This is a genomic window from Shewanella sp. KT0246, assembly GCF_019654955.1.
GTDB classification, from domain to species: domain Bacteria; phylum Pseudomonadota; class Gammaproteobacteria; order Enterobacterales; family Shewanellaceae; genus Shewanella; species Shewanella goraebulensis.
In genome coordinates this window covers 188,647-208,566 of record NZ_BPEV01000002.1, presented here as the reverse complement: position 1 = coordinate 208,566, position 19,920 = coordinate 188,647, and the positions used below count along the sequence as shown (strand labels likewise).

Genomic DNA, 19,920 nt, shown 5'->3' with positions numbered 1-19,920 from the left:
CAGTAAGGGAAGGTTAGAAAGCTTGGTAGCTTAGACTAAGGAAGTATTCAGCCCCTGAATTGTTGTAGTTGTTGACCGATGAAAACTCCTCGTCGAAGACGTTGTTCGCTTTCAGACGAACTTGCCATTTTTCAGCAAATAAGTAGCCGAGGCTGACATCAAGAGTATCGTAGGCGTCAAGGTAAGCACCGTAGCCTGAGTAGCGCTCACTTTGATGATGGTAATTCACCATCACATCAAAGTTTTGCCACTGGTAACCGATACTGTAGTCAAACTCATGTTCACTGCGGCCAACCAATTCTTCACCTGTTGTTTCATCAGATGTGTCTAAATAGGTGTACGACATTTTATGATCGAGTTGAGCAATGCGGGCATTGAGCGATAGTTCAGCGCCTTTAATTTTGGCTTCATTAATGTTCGCTGGCATCCACATCCCAGTTTCGTTAGGTGCCCATGCGATTAAATTATCAATTTCATTCTGGAAAACACTGATATAAGCCTGAACTGCTTTGCTGTTGTAGTTTAGGGTAAGCTCATTATTAGTTGATGTTTCAGATACTAAATCTGGATTACCAGAACCTGGCCAATATAGGTCATTAAAAGTGGGGGCTCTGAAACCTGTGCCAGTACTTGCAGTTAGGCGCCAGCTCTCTGAAAATTGATAGGCTGCACTTAAGTTGTAAGAGGTTTCATTATCAATATTTTCGACATCATCGTAACGAATAGCCCCCTCGAACAAGAAGTTACTCCAGTTATATTGTGCTAATGCATAAACGCCAATTACATTGCGTTCATCGTTTTCATAGTCGCCAGTGACTGACTCGTTATACCAATCGGCTCCGCCGATTAAGGTTAATGATTCAGTGGCTAGGTATTGGTTTGTCCAGCTGATTTGATCTCGAGTGGTTTCGTAATCTGATTTAGGCACATCAGGGTTATCACCGCGGAAGTTGGTATTTGAATCCTGTGATTGCCCTAAATTGAATTTACTGGTGTAGCGTTCGCCAGTGTATTGTGTTCCAAGGTTCCACAAGTAGTTATCAAAGTCACTTTCATCAGAGCTGCCCATGCCATATGTGTCATCGTACTGGTTATTACCAGTGTCATATTGCATGTTCCAATTTACTTGCCATTGCTCTGATACGTTTTGCGAACCAATTACATTAATACCGATGCGGTCATAACCATCATCATCGGCCTCTTCAGGGGTGCCATTATAGACATCATAGCCATCAGAGCTTTCGCTACTAACAGAAATAGTACTACTACCGTCACCGTGCTTAATGCCGCCACCTAAGCTACCACGCACGTAGTTATTACTACCTGCTTCAGCACTGGCATACCATTCCCCACCGTCAAGTTTGCGGGTGAAAATTTGAATTACGCCACCGATAGCATCGCTTCCCCAAACGGAGGCGCGTGGACCTTTTACAACTTCGATGCGTTCAATATTTTGCGGTGAAATAGCGCCAAAATTGATAGAACCTAATGTGGCTGAACCAATTCTTAATCCATCAACTAAAACCAGAGTATGACCAGAACTTGTACCGCGAATACTCACGGTTGCATTTTGGCCTGCGCCACCATTTCGAGTCACACTTAAGCCGGGTAATTGCTCTAATACGTCGACAACCGATTTAGGGCTAAGTGAATCAATTTCTTCTCGTTCAATGGTGTTAATAACAGTGAGTTGCTTTTCTGCTGAACTATCAAAACGGGTGCCAGTTACGACGATCGTTTCATTCATTGGTACTGCAGGAGCGGCAGCTTGCACAGAATATGCTTGAAGTAATGCTAATGTAATAACGGATAAACGCAGTTTAAAACTCATGGTCTTACCTTAGTTTTTTGAGTTTGAAATTTGCGGGAATAGAATGGACACTTTTGTAGCCCATGAATAGAAAAGATTAATTTGCGCATCTAATTCTATGTCTCAAGAAACCCGCTTGAGTACATCTCACAATTAGGTCGGTCTCCTGGCTAACAGCGTCTAGAAATACACCTTCCCAACATCAAAATGTCAGTGGCTTTATTTGTATTTCGCTCTGATTACAGTTGCAGGTACAGCCGTGGAATCTCACCACGTTCCCAATAAGTATTTACACCTAATTGCATTGATAGGGTTACTACAGAATTTTATTTAGTTTCTATAATGGCCATCGATGATGGGGGAAATATAGTCGTTTGCAGTTTTATGGTCTGTGCAAATGATCACATAGTATTTTTTAGTGGTGAAAGTGTGTGATTTTTCACAGTAGTTTTTAAAGGGAAATTTAAAAGGTAAAAAAGTAGTATAAAATTGATACTAATGGAACTGTATAAAATGAGTGTTATTTGAAACTAAATTAAAATACTGTAATTTTTAACATATTAATCTGATTTATATGCCGCTATTATTTAATCGAAAGTGAATAGTTAAGTTGACTGTGTTAGTTAACTAATCTTCATGACTTAAGATAATGGAATATCATGCTACATGTTTTTTGTTGGGTTCTTTTTACGTTAATAATAAAGTGAGTATTAACGTAATTTTATGCTCCGTTTTAAATTTGGTTGTTACTCGACCGGTTTAAAATACCAGTAAATGCTTCATCAACATTTACTATCCCCCTGCATTATGGGGCTAGAGATATCTAGCCCCATTTTTTTATCCTTTTATTTATTGTGGCGTAAGTTTTTGCGTGGGTTTATATATGTTTCGATTGGTATATAAAGCTGCTGAATGAGTTAGGTGACTTTTGATTAAGAGTGAGTTATTCAATCAACATTGTTCTGTGGGCTATATGAATTAAGTGCGATGTGTTCTTAGCTTCAAGTAAGAGCTTGGCTTTTTCTATATGGTAATCAACCCCTCTTGCAGACATATAATGGATATCAGACAGCTTACTGCGGGAGCACCCTTGCGATAAATGTTGAATGATTGAAATGGTTGATGGTTTTAGAATTTGATAATCTTCAAAGGGACTTATCAATAATCTTGAATACGCTATTTGGGCTCCTAATGATTCTATTTCAGTAATGAAATCATTGATTAATTCTAATCGCTGTATATCTGTTAGATGGCAGTCACCCTCATAAAAAAAGCTGATACCACCTGTTAAATAATCAAAGTTATGCAGGTTAAATGACACCGATATTTGTTTACTGTAACTAAACTCTTTTAATAAATTTTGTTTGATCTGTTGTTGTTTTAGTTTTTTTTCTAACAACCAAATATGGTGGTCTTTATTAAGTGATTTCACTAAGTCGGGGTCGAGTTTAGTCATGCTACTTCGACTTCTACAAAAAAGAAGTTCTAGTTTTGCTGAGCTAAATATTAATGACTTTCTTGATTTGAATGAGTTTAACCAATTATTCCCAAGCCAGTTTTCGGGTTCTTTGAAATCAAAGAAAAATGCATAGTCAACGGCACCAATATGTGCTGCTAGTTGATTTATTTTATATTTGAAATAATTAAGTTTATTGCACTGTTCAGAGTTCAAAGGCTATTCTCTTATTTATTGCCTGCCAATTATTATGACTATAAAGTAGCAATTTACTTTTATTAATAAAAAATTGAAAACTCTATTAAGGAAGTGTAAAAGTTGCGATATATACCACAAAATGGTTAGTTGTATAATTTTTTGTGTGGTTTTGTGAAGTAATGTTTTTCAAGTCAACTTTTATCATGATGCTGTTAATAATAATAGCAAGGATAATGATATGAGAATGAAACATTCACTTTTGGCATTAGCGCTTTCGGCGTTACTCATTACCGGTTGCGGTAGTGACAGTGACAGTGACTCGACACCGACAGAAACGGAACCGACTCCTACCCCTACCAAACCAGCAACGGGAACAGGCGCATTTGATTATGCAAGTGTGTGGGGGCCAGACATTGACTGGCAGCTAGAAAATCCTTTTTACGCCTACATTGATGAAGTGGTTCGTGAGGATATGCTGCGTCAGTTTCAAGGTTCTGGGATCCCAGAAAATGGCTTTAAGGTTGATCCAAGCGATTTACGTGAGCGCAAAATGGCATCCTTAGCTGCTGGAGATGGTAAATACATCGAAAATGCTGCCTACAATGATAATCAAATTACTTTTGCCGATGTATTGCTGTACTTAAGCGATACAATTAGTGGCTTTACCGTCGAATACAATTTTGATGAACAACTAAATGCTTATCAGTGGAAAGTCACTTGGGACGCGAATGGTGATGGTGAAAACGAGTATGAAAGCGATCCTGACTGGTACGCGACCTACATGATTGACTTTGCCGAGTTCCGTCGAGAGAAGTTCTATGATGCTCAAGGTGAAGCGCTTTACCTTCGTCTAGAAGACGTACTTGTTGAAAATAACTCAGGGGTTTTATTTAAGTCATTTAGCCCAGGTATGACAGAGCGACGTGAGCAAGTTCAGTTAGATCAAGCCGAGCGCCGCCGTAATTCTTCGCCGTCTTATTATTCTGAAGACACTGACGTCATTATTGTTCCTTCAGTTATGCTGATCCCTATCGAAGAATTTGGCGTTGCCGGTGGTACACCTGTGTTCCTCAAAAATGTCGAAGCTCGCTCTCATAATCTGCGACCTGATATTTACAAGGAAGACCAAGCTATCACTATGGCAGACGTAATGCTCAGTATTAATGAGCAGGAACTTGCACAGGTAGGTTATTCATTCTGGGGGACTCTAGAGTCAGGCGTAGAGCTGAATCACTTTGTGATTAATGAAATAAACGGTAAACGCAAAGGTGGCGCCCATGGTTATGTTATTAACACGGGTGTGTCTTATGCAATGAATGACTTCGCAGCTAAATATTTAGTTCCGGGTGTTGTTGGTCATGTTGAAATTTCTGAATCTTATTGCGACCACAATGGCACCAGTAACTACTTAGACCCAAGCGATACCTCAACTGACTACCCAGATGGCTTAATTGATGCTGAGCCTTTAGCAGCAAATAATGAGCTGCACTGTAACCCTGAGACAACTGACGTTGATGATTGGTTTGTCGATCAAGAGTTCCATCTGTTCAGTGATGTTTGGTTGATGAACAACCCTGGTGACACAGTTACCGTGGTTAACTTCCATATGTACGACTACTACCCACCTGCTGAATCTAAACGTGTGGCTGGAGATGGTAAATGGCCTGAATATGATGCCCGCAATGCCAAGTTTGCATTGAATGACAGCCATTTCGGTTGGGGTATTGCTAACTGTGGCAACTGTCACTCACTGAGTGGTATTCACTCTGAAGGCGATATTGGAGCAGATTTAGGTGTGAATCCTAAGCTGGTCGATATTTACGATACAGGCAAAATCACCTCTCATCCTGTGAATGATGCGTCTGAGTTGGTGATTGCACCTTACCAATGTGCTGAATGTCATGGTTCTAACGGTGCACCAAGTGGCCACGGTGAATTTGCGCGTTGTTATTGGTGTCATGCTGAAGACTTTGTGCCTGAAAACCATGGTTCTGTCTCAACTTACGTAACTCGTGCAGATGTGTATGGCAGTGATGCAGACAAACTGGGCGGTAATAACCCTGCATTATATAATCGCGCATACGATTCAATTGCAGTAAACAGTGCAGATGTAGAAGGAATGGAAGAGTTAACTCAAGAAGTCCAAGGTTGGGATAACCAAGAGAGCACTACCTTTGACATGCTTCCTCCAAATGAAAACGTCAATTGGGAAGGCTACTGGGGAATGTATCCAGATGATATGAAAATCCGTACCAACAATGATTGGATGACAGATCCAACATACCCAGATCCTTATGCGTGTGTGACGTGTCACTATGAAAAAGAAGGTTAATCAACCTAAGTTGAAAGACTGGTAAAACAACGAAAAAGCCACCTATTTTATAGGTGGCTTTTTTTATCATTGATATTACTGATTGAGTCAATGGCGTAGAAAAGATATGGGGCCGATAAAGTGAGTAAGAAGTGATAAACCAACAGATGTTGTATTGGGGGATTCTCATTTAACATGTTGTTCCTTTAACACGTTAAATGAGTATTTATGTCACAAAAAGCTGAAAGGTAGGGGGAAGTTAAATTAATACCAAGTGAAACAAACTTGAGAAAGCCATATAAGTCATAACTTCAATTACTTGTTGAGTTGCTCCTAATGTGTCACCAGTATATCCGCCGATATTATTTTTCATAATACGGACCATATAAGCAAAAGATAGCGCCCAAATGACTGCCAGTGCAACTGTCAGCTCAACTGGCAAGAAAATTAATGGCGCTAAACCAAAGAGTGTTAGTAATAAAACGGTTGTTTTATTCATCGAAGCGGATTTCTGTGGCGTCTTATTTTCTCCAATACGTACATAGAATAAAAAAACTGGGATTAATCCACTCAGGCCGCGACTAGCAGCATGAGCTGTGATGATGGCGAGAATGGCTAACTCCATAGAAAGTGATTTCAGCGCCATGAGTTTTATCGTAAAACTGGCAATCAACGCGAGTACCCCATAAGCGCCAATTTGGCTGTCTTTCATAATCGCGAGTTTGCGTTCTTTATCCCAACCGCCACCAAAACCATCTGCAAGATCGGCAAGTCCGTCCTCGTGAAAAGCACCTGTAAAGCGGATGAGAAGGACTAAAGTCACTACAGCCGTCAGCTCAGTAGGTAAAAATTGTGATAGAGCAGAGTATATTCCTGCGCCTACCAAACCGATTAATAGTCCAACCAATCCGAACCATCGACTAGCAGCAGCAACTATTTTTTCATTGTAATCAATACTTTTAGGCACTGGGCATCGAGTTAAAAAGCTAACCGCAGCCAATATTTCATTAATGGTTTGTTTGAGCGGATTATTCACGTTTACGTATTCTCATTAAGTGTTGTTGAATAGTCGCTTGGTTTGATCTCACCTTTAAATACTGCGGCAATAAAGCTTGGGTTACTTGGCCAGTACCAATGAGTATAGGACGCTAAGGTTTTACTGATTAAATAAACAGGCTCAATGGCCCTTACCTTGCCTTGTTGGCTGGCGATAAAAATGCTGGTTTCATTTGTATCTAGGGTAGAGTAATGAAAGGTATGACCGGTTAGTGGTGTAGGGGCGATATTCGCACTCACCATGCCAATTCCTTTGAGTTTTTTATGCAATGTGCCTTTACCTTGCATGGCGCCGACAAATTGCGCTTTGTTGCCGTGGGCGTCTTGAAACTGTTCTAGCAAGTACAGCATGCCGCCACATTCCGCTAATGTCGGTTTAGCTGATGTTATGTGCTGACGTATCGCGCTTAGCATAGGTTGGTTATTACTGAGCTCTGATTGATAGCTTTCAGGATAACCACCGGGTAAATACAAGGCGTCTACCTCTGGCAGTTTGCTGTCAGTGATGGGTGAGAAGTCACTAATTGTCGCGCCCATTTTTGTTAATAGTTCAACATTATCATGGTAGATAAATGAAAATGCAGCGTCTTTGGCAATACCTACACGCACACCTTTAAGCAAGGGCGCGACGCTCGGGTTGGTCTGATAGCTAAACTCTATAGGCTCAGGTAAAGGCAGTTCACAGGTTTTACTTAGCAGCTTTGCCGCCGTGTTTAACATAGAGTCCAAACTGGTTAATTCATGGGCTTGAGTTAAGCCAAGGTGTTGCTCTGGTAAGGCAATTTCAGCGTTTTTAGGCAGTGAACCGCAAAAAGCAATTCCTTTAGGTAAGCTGTCTTGTAATAACTTGGCATGACCAAGACTGCCAACTTCATTAGCAACCACTCCGAATAATTGAGTGTCAGCTTGATAATTTGCCAACCCATAAGCGATAGCGCCAAAGGTTTGTGCCATTCCCGAAGCTGGAATAACAGCCATTAACGGCACATTAAGTTGACGGGCTAATTCAGCGCTGTGGTGCTTGCCATCATACATGCCCATCACGCCTTCAATTAAAATTAGGTCGGCTTGTTTAGCGGCTTGATAAAGATGACGTTGGCAAGCTTCAAGCCCCATCATGCCGATATCTAGCTGGTAGGCTTTATTACCAGAGGCGACCTCATGAAACATAGGGTCGATGTAATCAGGCCCAGTTTTGAATACCCTGACATTAAGGCCTTTATTGCGCCAATACCTTGCCATTGCAGCTACAACGGTGGTTTTCCCGCTGCCACTGCTTGGAGCTGTGATGAAAAGTGCAGGGCAATAGGCTGATTTTGCTTGAGAAGATATTGCCATCGTTATGCTTTCCATCCCGGAACGTCTGCAAATAAGCTATCGAGATCTAATGACTGTTCTAATGAATCAGCCAAGCGATTGATGTTGTCTTCTTTAAGCTGGGTCATGTCTTGGGCGGTATCTTTTTCATATCCAGCCCATTTTAAGAGTGCATTACAGGCTTCTGGTGAATCAAATAAGCCGTGCAAATAAGTCCCAATGACTTGATTACAACTGCCAAGCGCGCCTTCAGCTTGTTGATTGAGCATGACTGGTTGGACACTTTTTACCTCACTAACCCCCGCATGAATTTCGTAACCAGTAATTGGAACTGTCATACCATCTAAATTCAATAGACCAGAAACATGTTCAAGCGTTTTATGCGCTGTGAGTTTGGTGGTGATATCTAAGTAGCCTAATCCATCACTTTCCCCCGGAGCGCCCTCAATGCCTAAAGGGTCTGCGATGGTGTTACCTAGCATTTGATAGCCGCCACAAATACCAATAACTTTGCCGCCAAAACGTAAGTGCTTTGCAATTTGCTTATCCCAACCTTGTGCTTTTAGCGCCGCAAGATCGCTTCTAACACTTTTAGAGCCTGGTAAGATAATTAAGTCTGCAGCAGGCAGAGGTTCACCGGGCCTTACAAAGCAAAGGTCGACACCACGATTAAGCCTAAGCGCATCAAAATCGGTATGGTTGCTGATCCTTGGTAGTCCTGGAACGACAATTTTAAAGCTGGTTTCATCATCAACTTGTTGTTGATTGATGGCATCTTCAGCTTCAAGGTATAAACCGTGTAAGTAAGGAACCACCCCAATGACAGGGACGCCGGTTTTTTCTGTTAACCAAGTTAAGCCACTTTCAAGCAGAGTGATGTCGCCACGAAAGCGATTAATGATGAATCCTTTAACGAGTTTCTTTTCATCGGCTGATAATAAATCAAAGGTGCCATACAAGTGGGCAAACACACCACCACGGTCGATATCAGCCACGATAACAACAGGTGTTTGAGCTGCAAGTGCAAAGCCCATATTGGCAATATCATGCTCTCTTAAGTTAATTTCAGCTGGGCTGCCAGCCCCTTCGATAATACGTACATCTGCTTTTTCACCTAAACGCTCAAAGCTTTCTAGGACCATGTTTAATAATTGGGGCTTAAACGCGTGATAAGAAACGGCATCCATATCTTCAATTGCTTTACCACGAATAATGACTTGTGCGCCTGTATCGGTATTAGGTTTAAGCAGAACTGGGTTCATGTCGTTGCTAGGCTCTAAAAAACAAGCTTGGGCTTGCACCGCTTGTGCGCGACCTATTTCACCGCCTTCTTTAGTGACAGCACTATTTAACGCCATATTCTGAGGTTTGAATGGCGCTACTCGAATATTTTTCCTCGCGAGTACTCTACAAAGCCCAGCGGCTAAGACGCTTTTTCCTGCATCGCTCGTTGTGCCTTGCACCATTAAACTTGATTTAGTCATTTTTGGCGTCCTGAAATTCAATATTGATGATTTGTTGCCTATTCGGATGTGATTTTATTGGTAGATATCATTTAAAAACTGTCAATATTACTTGTTTCATAAAGGCAATTTTTAATGGTTTTTACACGTTCAAAAAGGCAAAGGTGATGGGAATATAGTGATTTGCTTAAGGTTCAACTGAGTATCAGATCACAAGATAGTTGTTAGGCGTGAAAGTCTGTGATTTTTCACAGTCTTTATTTGCAAGAAAAGTAATTTTGCACAAAAGGATTGATTTTAATTAAGTGAAGATTCTTTTGAGAAATTATCTCTATGAAAAAAATGAGCTTTATTGATAAATTTTTCCGAATGTAGGGCCTAATATTGAGTCATGGCAGTGTGAATTTACATAAAACATTAAACAGGGGATATTATTTAACCTTAGTGAGGCATTTGTCACACAATCGTTTCATATCGAAAAAAACTGTAATTTTTCACATATTCTGCCATCAACTTAATCGTTTAATCTAATTCCAGTTTCATGGAGCACTAAATGCTTAAAGGGGAACCAGATGCAATTTCTGGACTGTACCCGCAACTGTAACTGGTAAGTAAACTCGTTAACCACTGGCTTTTAAGCTGGGAAGGTGAGTGGATCACAGCCAGAAGTCAGGATACCCGCCATGACAATGCTAATTACAGATTGAGCGGGAACTCTCAATGTCTGATGCTCCTTTGTAGGCGTCATTCCCATTTCCATTCCCGTTCAATATCTTTACAGCGATTTAGGCAAAAGATTATGACGGTTCAAACATTATCCCCTGCCATGACAAAGCAACTATTGGTTGGCTTGTAGTGACGGTAACGGCAATAAAAAAAAGCAAAAGCAAACGCGACTTAAGAACCGGATTTACTACTGGGGCATGCGCGACAGCAGCTGCTTTATCTGCAATAAAAACGCTGATGGGTGAACATCTCTCACAGAGCGTTGAGGTTACGTTACCTAGCGGAAAACAAGCTAAATTTGTGCTTAAACAATGCGAATTGGGTATGGCATCGGTTATTAAAGATGCTGGTGATGATCCTGATTGTACTCATGGCGCTGAAATTGGTGCGACTGTCGAAATTACTCAGTCTTGTGGCATTGAGTTTGTTGCTGGTGAAGGGGTAGCAACTGTGACCAAAGCAGGTTTAGAGCTTGGTATTGGTGAACCTGCGATTAACCCTGTCCCCAGAAAGATGATCCGCGAACATCTATTACCACTTTTACATCAGCATCATTATAAAGGCGCTAAGGTAACTATTTGGGTCACCGACGGCGAAACTATTGCTCAAAAGACCATTGGTCGCCGTTTAGGCTTGGTGGGTGGTATTTCAATATTGGGTACCCGAGGTACGGTTTATCCCTACTCAACGTCAGCTTATGCCGCATCTGTTCGTCAAAGTGTAGAAGTGGCTGTTGCTGCAGGTTATTGCGAAATGGTGCTTACAACCGGCAGCAGAACAGAACGGTCTGCGATGGTGGCTAGGCCCAATTGGAGCGAAACACAATTTGCGCAAGCTGGCGACTTCTTTGGTGTAGGTATTCGTGCAGCAGCCCGCTATGGCATTAAAAAAATCACCTTAGTCACCATGATTGGCAAGCTTTGCAAGTTAGCTGGTGGCACCACGATGACCCATGTTACTGGTCGCGCTATTCAATTTAAGTTATTAGCTCAGGAAGTTGCAGCTTTAGGCGGGAGTGCGGCGCTGTGTCAAGCCGTTCTCGAAGCGAATACGGGGCGTCACTTATTCACGCTGTTACCTGAAGCCTTACATGGGCAATTCTTTACTCGTTTATGCCAGATGGCAGCGCATCATTGTTACGAATATAGCCATAGCAAGGTGATTGTTGAAGTTCAGCTTATTGACTTTGACGGCTCACTGTTGGCTACAGCCTGTCATGGAGAATAAATCTTGGAACAAATGAAACAGTTAACACAGCAAGGGCAACAGATTGAGCATGACTCATTTGCCCAAATTGATATCGAAATAGATAGAGATCATGGTGGTCATGATTTTAATAATTTGGAATGGCCGGTGATCCGTCGGGTTATCCATACCAGTGGCGATTTTGAGTTTGCCACCCTATTTAGTTTTAGCGAAGAAGCGGCTCAAAAAGGAATCGACGCTATCCGCAATGGTGCCAATATTGTCACTGACGTCAATATGATTGTCACAGGGCTAAGTGATCGCCGCATGGCCACATTCGGTAATCAGGCTCATTGTCTTATTAGTGAGCCAAAGGTGATTGATGCTGCTATTGCCAGTGGTAAAACCCGCGCGATAGAAGCGGCTCATCAAGCGGCTACAGCTGGGTTACTTGATGGTGCAATCATTGGTATCGGTAATGCACCAACAGCTTTGTTTGAGTTTATTAGAATGGCTCAAGCTGGTGAAATTAATCCTGCATTGATCATAGGTTTACCCGTTGGTTTTGTGCGTGCAGATGAATCAAAGCAAGCACTAATGCAAAGTGGTCTTGAACATATTAGTTGCCATGGCCGAAAAGGTGGCAGTACTTTGGTTGTTGCTGCATTACATGCCCTCATGGTTGAGGCGGCCAAATGATCGGAAAGTTAAATTTGATCGGCGTTGGCGCTGACGGTTGCACTAGCTTAACGAGTCGGGCAATGAATGCGATTGCTGAGTCTGAAGTTTTAGCTGGCACGACTGAGCAACTGGCGTTTTTCCCACAATTTTCTGGTGACAAGGTTAAGCTCACTTTGCCGTTAGATGCATGGCTAACTGATTTAACAGCTAAAGCGCAGCAGCAATTTGTTACCGTGCTGGCAAGTGGCGATCCGTTATTTTTTGGCATTGGGCAAACGTTAGCCAAGCAGACTGATGCTTGCGACGTTGAAATTATTCCTAATCTGAGCTGCGTTCAATTAGCTTGCGCTCGATTGGCTTTGCCTTATACCCAGATGGACATGTTCTCACTTCATGGAAAAGTGAATGCTCAGCAGGTGCCTGGACTGGTGGCTAGGCTGCAAGACTCTAATTTAGTAGCAGTGTTAACTGACAGCGTGAACAGTCCTGTGGCAATTGCAAAGCACCTTGTTGAGTTTAATGAATTAGGTTGGCGCATTGCAGTTTGTGAAGACCTAGGCGGTTGTGATGAACGCGTGACTTGTTATACCTCAACTGAATTAGCGCAGTGTGAAGTTGAGTCATTTTCTAATAGAAATATTGTCATTTTACAGCGCGAGAACCAAGCAAAATGGCAAGGTTGTAAAGGCCATCGTCCTGATGATGAGTACCTGAAAACCATCCCCAGAAATGGCTTAATTACTAAAGCGCCTGTGCGCGCTGTAGCGGTTGCAAATCTATGTTTGCAGTCAGATTCTGTGGTATGGGATGTTGGCGCAGGCTCTGGTTCAGTAGCCATTGAGTCAGCAAAGATTGCTAATCGAGCAAGCACATTTGCTATTGAATGCTCAGCAGATTGTTGGCCACAAATTGAAGCTAATCGTTTACTGCATAAAGTCGATAACCTCACGTTAGTTAAAGCCAAAGCGCCGCAAGGCTTAGCTGATTTACCTGCCCCTGATGCGATTTTTTGTGGTGGTTCTCGAGGTCAACTTGAACAACTATTCCCACTATTTTGGCAAGCCTTAAAGTCAGGTGGCAGGATGGTTTTTAGTGCGGTGACATTGGAAACCTTGACTGAGTTATCTCTGCTGTCAAAGCAACATCAATTAACCCCAAATATCATTCTTATTCAGAGTGCTCATGAGCGACCTATAGGGCCTTATATGAGCTATCAAGCGAACAACCCCATCCATTTATTTATCTTTGAAAAACCGGAAGTGTAATGAAAAAAGTAGGCAAATTATACGCGATTGGCGTAGGTCCAGGCGCAAGCGATTTGATGACGTTACGTGCAGCAAAGCTATTACGTGAAACTGATGTAGTTGCGGTACCTGAAAAAACTGCAGGCCAGCAAGACTCTTTTGCATGGGCGATTGCAACGGGGGCCGTTACGCCTGAAGAAATTCAAGGTGAGACGCTGTTTTTGCATTTTCCGATGAGCCGCGATGTCAGCATCACCGTGCCAGCTTGGCAGAGAGCTGCAACAGCCATTATCACTCGCTTGAAACAGGGCTTGGATGTGGCTTTTATTACCGAAGGCGATCCGTCAGTGTTTAGTACTTGGGCTTATCTGCAAGAAGAGTTAGCTGAGAGTTTGCCCGATGTTGAAGTTGAAATTGTTCCAGGGGTGTCGTCAATCACAGCTGTTCCTGCTGCAACGGGAGTACCACTTGCTGATGGTGAAGAACGTTTTTGTGTCGTACCCGCCACTTACGGCATTGACATGTTGCCAAGCCTAATTGAGGAGTTTGACACCATTATTTTAATCAAAGCTGGCCGTATAGTAGAGCCTTTGATTGCGCTTTTAGAACCAATGGGATTACTGCATTGTGCTCGTTATGTGTCTTATGCCAGTGGTGATAATCAAGAGGTATATGAGGACTTACGCGACGTACCAAAAGAGCATCGTTACTTTGCCATGATCCAGCTTTCTATTCGTGGCCGTAAAGGTCGTTTACGTCATGGGAAGGTGGCGTAAATGTTTCTGGCTATCCATGCCATAACCCAGCAAGGTGGCTTGTTAGCTGATAAGTTACTGGTTGTGATGCCCGAGGCGCAAGGTTTTGCTTTATACCCTAATGATGCCAGCAAAGCCTGCCAAATTGAGGGAGCATTTAAAGCGCATTTTGCTCGTCAATTCGCTGACTTTTCAGTGCATTTATGTATTTGCTCAATTGGCATTATGACCCGTGTACTGGCGGAACTGGCGACAAATAAGCGTCAAGATCCAGCCGTAATATGTATGGATGAGCAAGGGCAATTTGTTGTGCCTGTATTAAGTGGCCATCGCGGCGGTGCTAATAAATGGGCGCTACGGATAGCTGAAGCCATTGGCGCTCAAGCGGTAATTACTACAGCCAGTGATGCCAGTGGTTCACTATCAGTGGATTTGCTGGGGGCAGCTTATGGCTGGCAGCTGGAGCCAAGTTGTGAAACTGATATCACAGCGGTGAGTGCAGCAGTGGTTAATCGACGTCCGGTTTGTATTGAACAACACAGTGGTCATCGACGCTGGTGGCCACACCAAATGCCTTGGCCGACAAACTGGACTCACTTAACTGGCGAGTCTACAGCAGACAGCCATGAAGCGAGAATTGTAATCAGCCATAAAGCCGACTTAGCCGCATTTTCGGGCCCAACGGTTATCTGGCGGCCCTCTGTGTTAGAGATTGGTATTGGTTGCGATCGCAACACGCCTCAGGAAGTGATAGCACAGGCGCTAAGTGCATTTTGCCTGCAGCATGACTTATCGCCATTGGCAATTCGTAGCCTTAACAGTATTCAACTTAAAGCAAATGAGGTTGGCTTAATTGCTTTTGCCAAGCAACTGGCTGTGCCATTTAAGTGCTTTAGTGCCAAGCAACTGGCCGATGTTGAAGGTATAGAGAATCCATCGGCCACCGTTGAGCGCTGTATCGGGGTTAAGTCTGTCGCTGAAGCGGCGTGTTTATACGCTAGCAACAGTAAAAAGTTATTAGCAGCTAAGTTTAAATTTAAAGCCCAGGGATTCAACGTCACCTTAGCGGCTTGTTTAACTGAGCCTGTTAACGCAGAAATTGAGCGCAAACCCAAAGCTATGAAGGATTATGCCTATCACTTAATTTTATGTGGTGGGCGCCATTGTGATGATGGTGGTATTAAAACGTTTGCCAGTCAGTTACGTCGCTTATCAGCAACAGAGCTACCAAATGAACAACGCCTTAAACTCACCCGTAGTCAGTGTGTTGGCGGGTGTCGTACAGGGTATCGCGCAGTGCTATATCGTCACGATCAGCAAGTTGACCCTAACCATGGCGTTTGGCTCCAAAATTTAGAAAACATGCCTTTTGACACGTGGCGAACCCTGTTTCAAGCATTGCTTAAGAAGCAGCCTTGGTCAGATATTTTACCGTCGCAGTTTATTGCACAAATTTCCTGTAAAAGTGGGCAAGCCTCATGATGCCAATAACCTTAACTAAACCGCAGCGAATATTAATTATCGGCGGTGGACGCGCGGCAGAAATAAAAGCTAAAACCGCGCTGCGTTATGACCAGCAAGTTACGCTGCTAGCACCAGAATTTAGTGCTGAATGTGTAGAGTTAAATTGCGCCCGTATTGAGGCGGACTTTTATCAATGTAACCCTAAGAAGTGGATAGGCTTTGACCTGTTCTACATTGCATTGCCTTGGCCAAGTGATTTAACGCAGCAGCTATTTATTTGCCAAGTAAGCTCTCGGTTAATCGAACTTGGGAAATTGGTCTGTGTCAGCTGTCAGCCTCGCCTTGGCAATATGGTTAATCCATGCAGCCGTAGTGTTGGCGACAGTATCATCGCAGTGTCAGGTCCGGGAAACGATCCAAAGCAAACTCGCTTACATACATTGATGCTTTCTCAAACTCTTTCAAAATTTCAACAAGGTCAGTCAATTCAATGAAAAGACAACGTCATTATCAACAAGGGCGGGCATTAGTGCTTTGCTGTTTTGGCTCTGTAGTAGACCAAGCTCGCTTTGATGCGTTATTAGCGCTTGCTCAAGAGCGTTATGGGGACTGTGAAGTCCGCTTAGCGGTGAGCTCTCGTATGGTACTAAACCGTTTAAACGAACGTGAACTACAAACATTGCCACAACAATTGGCCAGTCTTGATCGCGAAGGCTATCGCCAAGTTGTGGTTGCGTCTTGTTACCTCTATCCAACAGAGGAACATCAGCAGCTTAAGCAAACCGTTGAAAGCTTTAAACAATTTAGCTTATCTCGCTTTAGTTATACCCCCGCATTATTGCAAAGCGTGAATGGAGCTAATGAGATTTTGGCTAGTTTAGCGACGCGATACCCTGCTGGCGACGGAGTGCATAATCTCTTTATTCACCATGGCGCGCCGCATTTAGATAATCCTGGGTACAGCGCAATTTGGTATAGCCAGCAGTTACTTGAGCAGCTTAGTAGTGAGCATCATTGCTGCTCATTAGAGGGCGCAAGTCCTTATGGTTTAGTCGCTCCTAAGCTAAAAACACAATTGTCCAATGCCAGCAAAATTAGGTTAATCCCACTGTTATTGGTTAGTGGTAACCATGCGGTTAACGATGTCAAAGCAATTCAAACTGATTTACAAGAAGTCGCTTCAGTCGAAATTGCAAAGCCCATTGATTCTGAGCGCTTCTGTTTACTGGATTTACCAGCGGTTACCGATGTTCTTTGGCATCAAATCAATACTGAATTTAACAAACTTGGAGCACTATCATGAGTGGAAATTTAGCCATCGTTGGCATTGGACCTGGGGATCTAAAACTGGTTACCCCGATGGCAAGAGAGGCGATAGAGCAGGCTGAGATCATTGTTGGATATAAGCCTTATATCAAACTGATTGAGTCTTTGCTTACCAAGCAAGAGATTGAAGCTAACGGCATGACCCGTGAAGTTGAACGTGCCCAAATCGCGGTTGAACATGCTTTTTCGGGTAAAAAGGTTGCGGTAATTTCTTCAGGAGATGCGGGCATTTATGCCATGGGCTCTTTGGTTTATCAAATGCTGCAAGATAAGGGCTGGGACAAAGACCATGAAACCAAGGTGACTATGGTGCCTGGTATTACCGCTGCTAATGCTTGTGCATCTTTAGTCGGTACGCCTCTTGGCCATGACGGTTGTACGATTTCGTTATCAGATTTATTAACTCCGTGGACTCTCATAGAGCAGCGCATTGATGCTGCCGCGCAGGCAGACTTTTCAATTACCTTTTATAACCCTCGTTCTCGTCGTCGAGTGAATCATATTGAAAGAGCCCAAGAGATTTTGTTGTGTTATCGCGATCCTAATACCCCAGTCGCCATTATCGACAATGCTTATCGTGGCGACGAGCAAAGCATTCAAATTAGCGATTTAGCCAACTTTACTGATTGTGAGTTTGCCATGACTGCTGCAGTGATTGTAGGTAACAGTCAGAGCTACTTATTTGACGACAAAATTATTACCCCTCGTGGATACGACAACAAATATTGTTTTGAAAGCGGTGAAGTAAAGCAAGGTCAAAAACGAGGCAAGGCATTAAATACTAAGGAGTTAATAGCATGACCGTATATTTCATTGGCGCAGGTCCAGGGGACCCAGACTTAATCACAGTTAAAGGTGCACGTTTAGTTGAAGCTTGTCCTGTTGTGCTTTACACCGGCTCGTTAGTGCCTAAAGAAGTGGTGGCACGTGCAAGAGAAGATGCATTAGTGTTGAGCTCTGAAGACATGGACTTAGATGAAATCATTGCTGTATGTGAAAACGCACATCAACAAGGTCAAGATGTTGCGCGAGTTCAAACGGGGGACTTATCGATTTACAGCTCGCTAGCTGAAACCACCCGTCGACTCGATGTATTAGGTATTGATTGGAAAGTCGTGCCTGGAGTTAGCTCTTTTCAAGCTTCAGCGGCAGCATTAGGCCAAGAGTTAACTTTACCTGAGCAATGCCAAACCATTATTTTAAGCCGTGCTAGTGGCCGCACTCCAGTACCAGAAAAAGAGAACCTTAAGTCTCTTGCTGCACATGAAGCGACGCTGTGTTTGTTCTTATCTGCATCATTAATTCGTAAAGTTGCCCGTGAACTTAAAGATGTTTATCCAGGTAATTGGCCTGTCGCGGTCGTTGAGAAGGCGTCTCATCCAGAGCAACGTATTATACGTGGCACATTGGATACCATTGTTGAGCAAGTGGAAAGCGCAGGTATTAGAGCCACAGCGATGATTATTGTCAGTAAAGTACTTAATCAAGATGAGTTTAACGATTCTAGATTATATGCCGCCGAATTTACCCATGGTTTTCGTAAGGCGCGGGTTGCGGAGGTTAGCGATGTCTAAGCCCGGGACGGTTTTTCTTGTTGGCGCAGGACCGGGCGATCCCGGCTTGCTCACTCAACGAGCCGTTGAGCTAATGCAGTACTGTGACGTGGTGTGTTACGACCTTCTTGTTGGGCCAGCCATTTTATCGCAAATTCCTGCAGATAAAGTGTTATTACCTGTGGGGTATCGAGGTTACTGCGGCACTAGTATCGAATACGGCATGCACCCTGAAGTCGTTGAACAAGCATTAGCGGGAAAAAACGTGCTGAGATTAAAAGCAGGTGATCCGTTCATATTTGGTCGAGCGACGGAAGAGTGTCGTTGCCTGACTCACCATGGCATTGGCTATCAAGTGGTCCCCGGAATTAGCGCTTCCTTAGGCGCTGCCGCTTATGCTGGCTTTCCATTAACCAGTAATGGGATGGCTTCTGATGTGACATTTGCCAGTGGTCATCAAAGCTCAAAAACCTTGTTGAACTGGGCTGCACTTGGCCAAAGCTCTGGCACCTTGGTGTTGTACATGGGGGCAAAAAAGTTGAGTGCTCACGCTGAGTTGTTGATGTCTCAAGGCAAAGATGCTGACATTCCTGTTGCTGTCATTTCTGCGGCTACGGGGGCGAATCAACGCCTGCTTCGTTCATCTCTTGGAGAAGTCGGCAGTCAAATTATCGCGTTTGATAATGGCGACCCTATGTTAGTCGTTATTGGCGATGTTGTGTCTTTAGCGCCAGAGCTTAATTGGCGTAATCAATTGCCACTCAGTGGCTATCAAATTTTATCATGTTGTAACAATCTTGACTTGGTGAACGCCATGAAAATGGCTGGCGCGATTGTGGTTGAACCCTTCGTTAAGCAAAAGCATCCCTTAAGCAAGCAAGATTGGCATCGAGTTAATGATGCTCAAGCATTACACCTTATTGGTGCTAATGCGGTGGAAAGTTTATTGCACTCGAGTATTGCGCATCGCCTTGATGTACGTCAGTGGCATTGGCATATCAGCGCAGATAATGAAGCCGCCGCAAGCTTAGCAAATTTAGGTGTGATTACAGCTCCGCGAGCTAATGATGCGCTGGTGCTTTGTGACAATCCTACGGCCATCAGCATTAAGCTTGACGGTGTGGTTAATACAAGTACCTCAAGTTATCAATTGCCTGAACACTGTACGCCTAATGCTAGGTTGGCGATTTTAGATGATATTAATGCATTTAAATGTCTGCAAGCCTCAGCTTGTCGTCCTGAACTAGTGCTTAGCTACAATCGTGATTTGATTCACTTTGCTCAGCAGCAGGGTTATCCGGCGAGATTGTTACTCAAAACTGATACGCCAGCGTCTATTGGCGCCCACTTGTTGGAACTCGCAGCATGATAAGGC

At 43.3% G+C, this 19,920-nt stretch carries 16 protein-coding genes and 2 riboswitches; of the genes, 11 read left to right on the top strand and 5 right to left on the bottom strand.

The features are described 5' to 3' along the window. Positions 1-13: 13 nt before the first annotated feature. Both K5Q58_RS01950 and K5Q58_RS01945 read right to left on the bottom strand, forming a co-directional pair. Positions 14-1,831, bottom strand: coding sequence for a TonB-dependent receptor domain-containing protein (locus tag K5Q58_RS01950; RefSeq protein WP_220752016.1), 1,818 nt, complete (start codon positions 1,829-1,831; stop codon positions 14-16). Positions 1,832-1,948: 117 nt separating this feature from the next. Next, a riboswitch (cobalamin riboswitch) is annotated at positions 1,949-2,124 on the bottom strand. 629 nt (positions 2,125-2,753) lie between these two features. Next, complete coding sequence (locus K5Q58_RS01945; RefSeq protein WP_220752014.1) at positions 2,754-3,482, bottom strand: helix-turn-helix transcriptional regulator; 729 nt, start codon at positions 3,480-3,482, stop codon at positions 2,754-2,756. Positions 3,483-3,702: 220 nt separating this feature from the next. Between K5Q58_RS01945 and K5Q58_RS01940 the strand changes: the two genes are divergently transcribed. Next, entirely contained in the window at positions 3,703-5,796 is a 2,094-nt protein-coding gene (locus K5Q58_RS01940; RefSeq protein WP_220752012.1) for a hypothetical protein, read from the top strand. A 238-nt stretch (positions 5,797-6,034) separates the two neighbouring features. Here the strand turns inward: K5Q58_RS01940 and cobS are convergent, their stop codons facing one another. From cobS to K5Q58_RS01925, 3 genes are read right to left on the bottom strand one after another with little or no spacing between them, the layout of a single operon-like run. Beyond that, entirely contained in the window at positions 6,035-6,811 is a 777-nt protein-coding gene (gene cobS, locus K5Q58_RS01935) for an adenosylcobinamide-GDP ribazoletransferase (protein ID WP_220752010.1), read from the bottom strand. Positions 6,812-6,813: 2 nt separating this feature from the next. Then, positions 6,814-8,169 carry a cobyrinate a,c-diamide synthase gene (locus tag K5Q58_RS01930; RefSeq protein WP_220752008.1) on the bottom strand — a complete coding sequence of 452 codons (1,356 nt, stop codon included), beginning with the start codon at positions 8,167-8,169 and terminating at the stop codon, positions 6,814-6,816. Between the two features lie 2 nt (positions 8,170-8,171). Continuing rightward, the gene (locus tag K5Q58_RS01925) at positions 8,172-9,632 is read right to left on the bottom strand and encodes a cobyric acid synthase (protein ID WP_220752006.1); all 1,461 of its coding nucleotides are present in this window, start codon (positions 9,630-9,632) and stop codon (positions 8,172-8,174) included. A gap of 504 nt (positions 9,633-10,136) precedes the next feature. Continuing rightward, positions 10,137-10,312, top strand: a riboswitch (cobalamin riboswitch). 154 nt (positions 10,313-10,466) lie between these two features. Here K5Q58_RS01925 and K5Q58_RS01920 point away from each other — a divergent pair. The 10 genes from K5Q58_RS01920 to cobA are packed head-to-tail and all read left to right on the top strand — an operon-like array spanning position 10,467 to position 19,914. Then, positions 10,467-11,564, top strand: coding sequence for a cobalt-precorrin-5B (C(1))-methyltransferase (locus K5Q58_RS01920; RefSeq protein WP_220752005.1), 1,098 nt, complete (start codon positions 10,467-10,469; stop codon positions 11,562-11,564). 12 nt (positions 11,565-11,576) lie between these two features. After that, positions 11,577-12,221, top strand: coding sequence for a precorrin-8X methylmutase (locus tag K5Q58_RS01915; RefSeq protein WP_259651203.1), 645 nt, complete (start codon positions 11,577-11,579; stop codon positions 12,219-12,221). Further along, positions 12,218-13,468 carry a precorrin-6y C5,15-methyltransferase (decarboxylating) subunit CbiE gene (cbiE, locus tag K5Q58_RS01910; RefSeq protein WP_220752001.1) on the top strand — a complete coding sequence of 417 codons (1,251 nt, stop codon included), beginning with the start codon at positions 12,218-12,220 and terminating at the stop codon, positions 13,466-13,468. Before K5Q58_RS01915 ends, cbiE begins: the two co-directional genes overlap by 4 nt. Then, positions 13,468-14,223, top strand: a complete 756-nt coding sequence (gene cobI, locus K5Q58_RS01905; RefSeq protein WP_220751999.1) for a precorrin-2 C(20)-methyltransferase — start codon at positions 13,468-13,470, stop codon at positions 14,221-14,223. Before cbiE ends, cobI begins: the two co-directional genes overlap by 1 nt. Next, positions 14,224-15,684: a cobalt-precorrin 5A hydrolase gene (locus K5Q58_RS01900; protein ID WP_220751997.1), complete on the top strand. Its 1,461-nt coding sequence runs from the start codon at positions 14,224-14,226 to the stop codon at positions 15,682-15,684. It abuts the gene before it with no gap. After that, a complete protein-coding gene (locus K5Q58_RS01895) occupies positions 15,681-16,160 on the top strand; it encodes an NAD(P)-dependent oxidoreductase (protein ID WP_220751994.1) in 480 nt (159 codons plus the stop codon). The genes K5Q58_RS01900 and K5Q58_RS01895 overlap by 4 nt, the downstream gene beginning before the upstream one ends. Further along, positions 16,157-16,969 carry a sirohydrochlorin cobaltochelatase gene (locus K5Q58_RS01890; protein WP_220751993.1) on the top strand — a complete coding sequence of 271 codons (813 nt, stop codon included), beginning with the start codon at positions 16,157-16,159 and terminating at the stop codon, positions 16,967-16,969. Before K5Q58_RS01895 ends, K5Q58_RS01890 begins: the two co-directional genes overlap by 4 nt. Next, the gene (cobJ, locus tag K5Q58_RS01885) at positions 16,966-17,793 is read left to right on the top strand and encodes a precorrin-3B C(17)-methyltransferase (protein WP_220751991.1); all 828 of its coding nucleotides are present in this window, start codon (positions 16,966-16,968) and stop codon (positions 17,791-17,793) included. The genes K5Q58_RS01890 and cobJ overlap by 4 nt, the downstream gene beginning before the upstream one ends. Then, entirely contained in the window at positions 17,790-18,566 is a 777-nt protein-coding gene (gene cobM / locus K5Q58_RS01880) for a precorrin-4 C(11)-methyltransferase (protein ID WP_220751989.1), read from the top strand. Before cobJ ends, cobM begins: the two co-directional genes overlap by 4 nt. Continuing rightward, entirely contained in the window at positions 18,559-19,914 is a 1,356-nt protein-coding gene (gene cobA / locus K5Q58_RS01875; RefSeq protein ID WP_220751987.1) for a uroporphyrinogen-III C-methyltransferase, read from the top strand. The genes cobM and cobA overlap by 8 nt, the downstream gene beginning before the upstream one ends. Positions 19,915-19,920 lie beyond the last annotated feature (6 nt).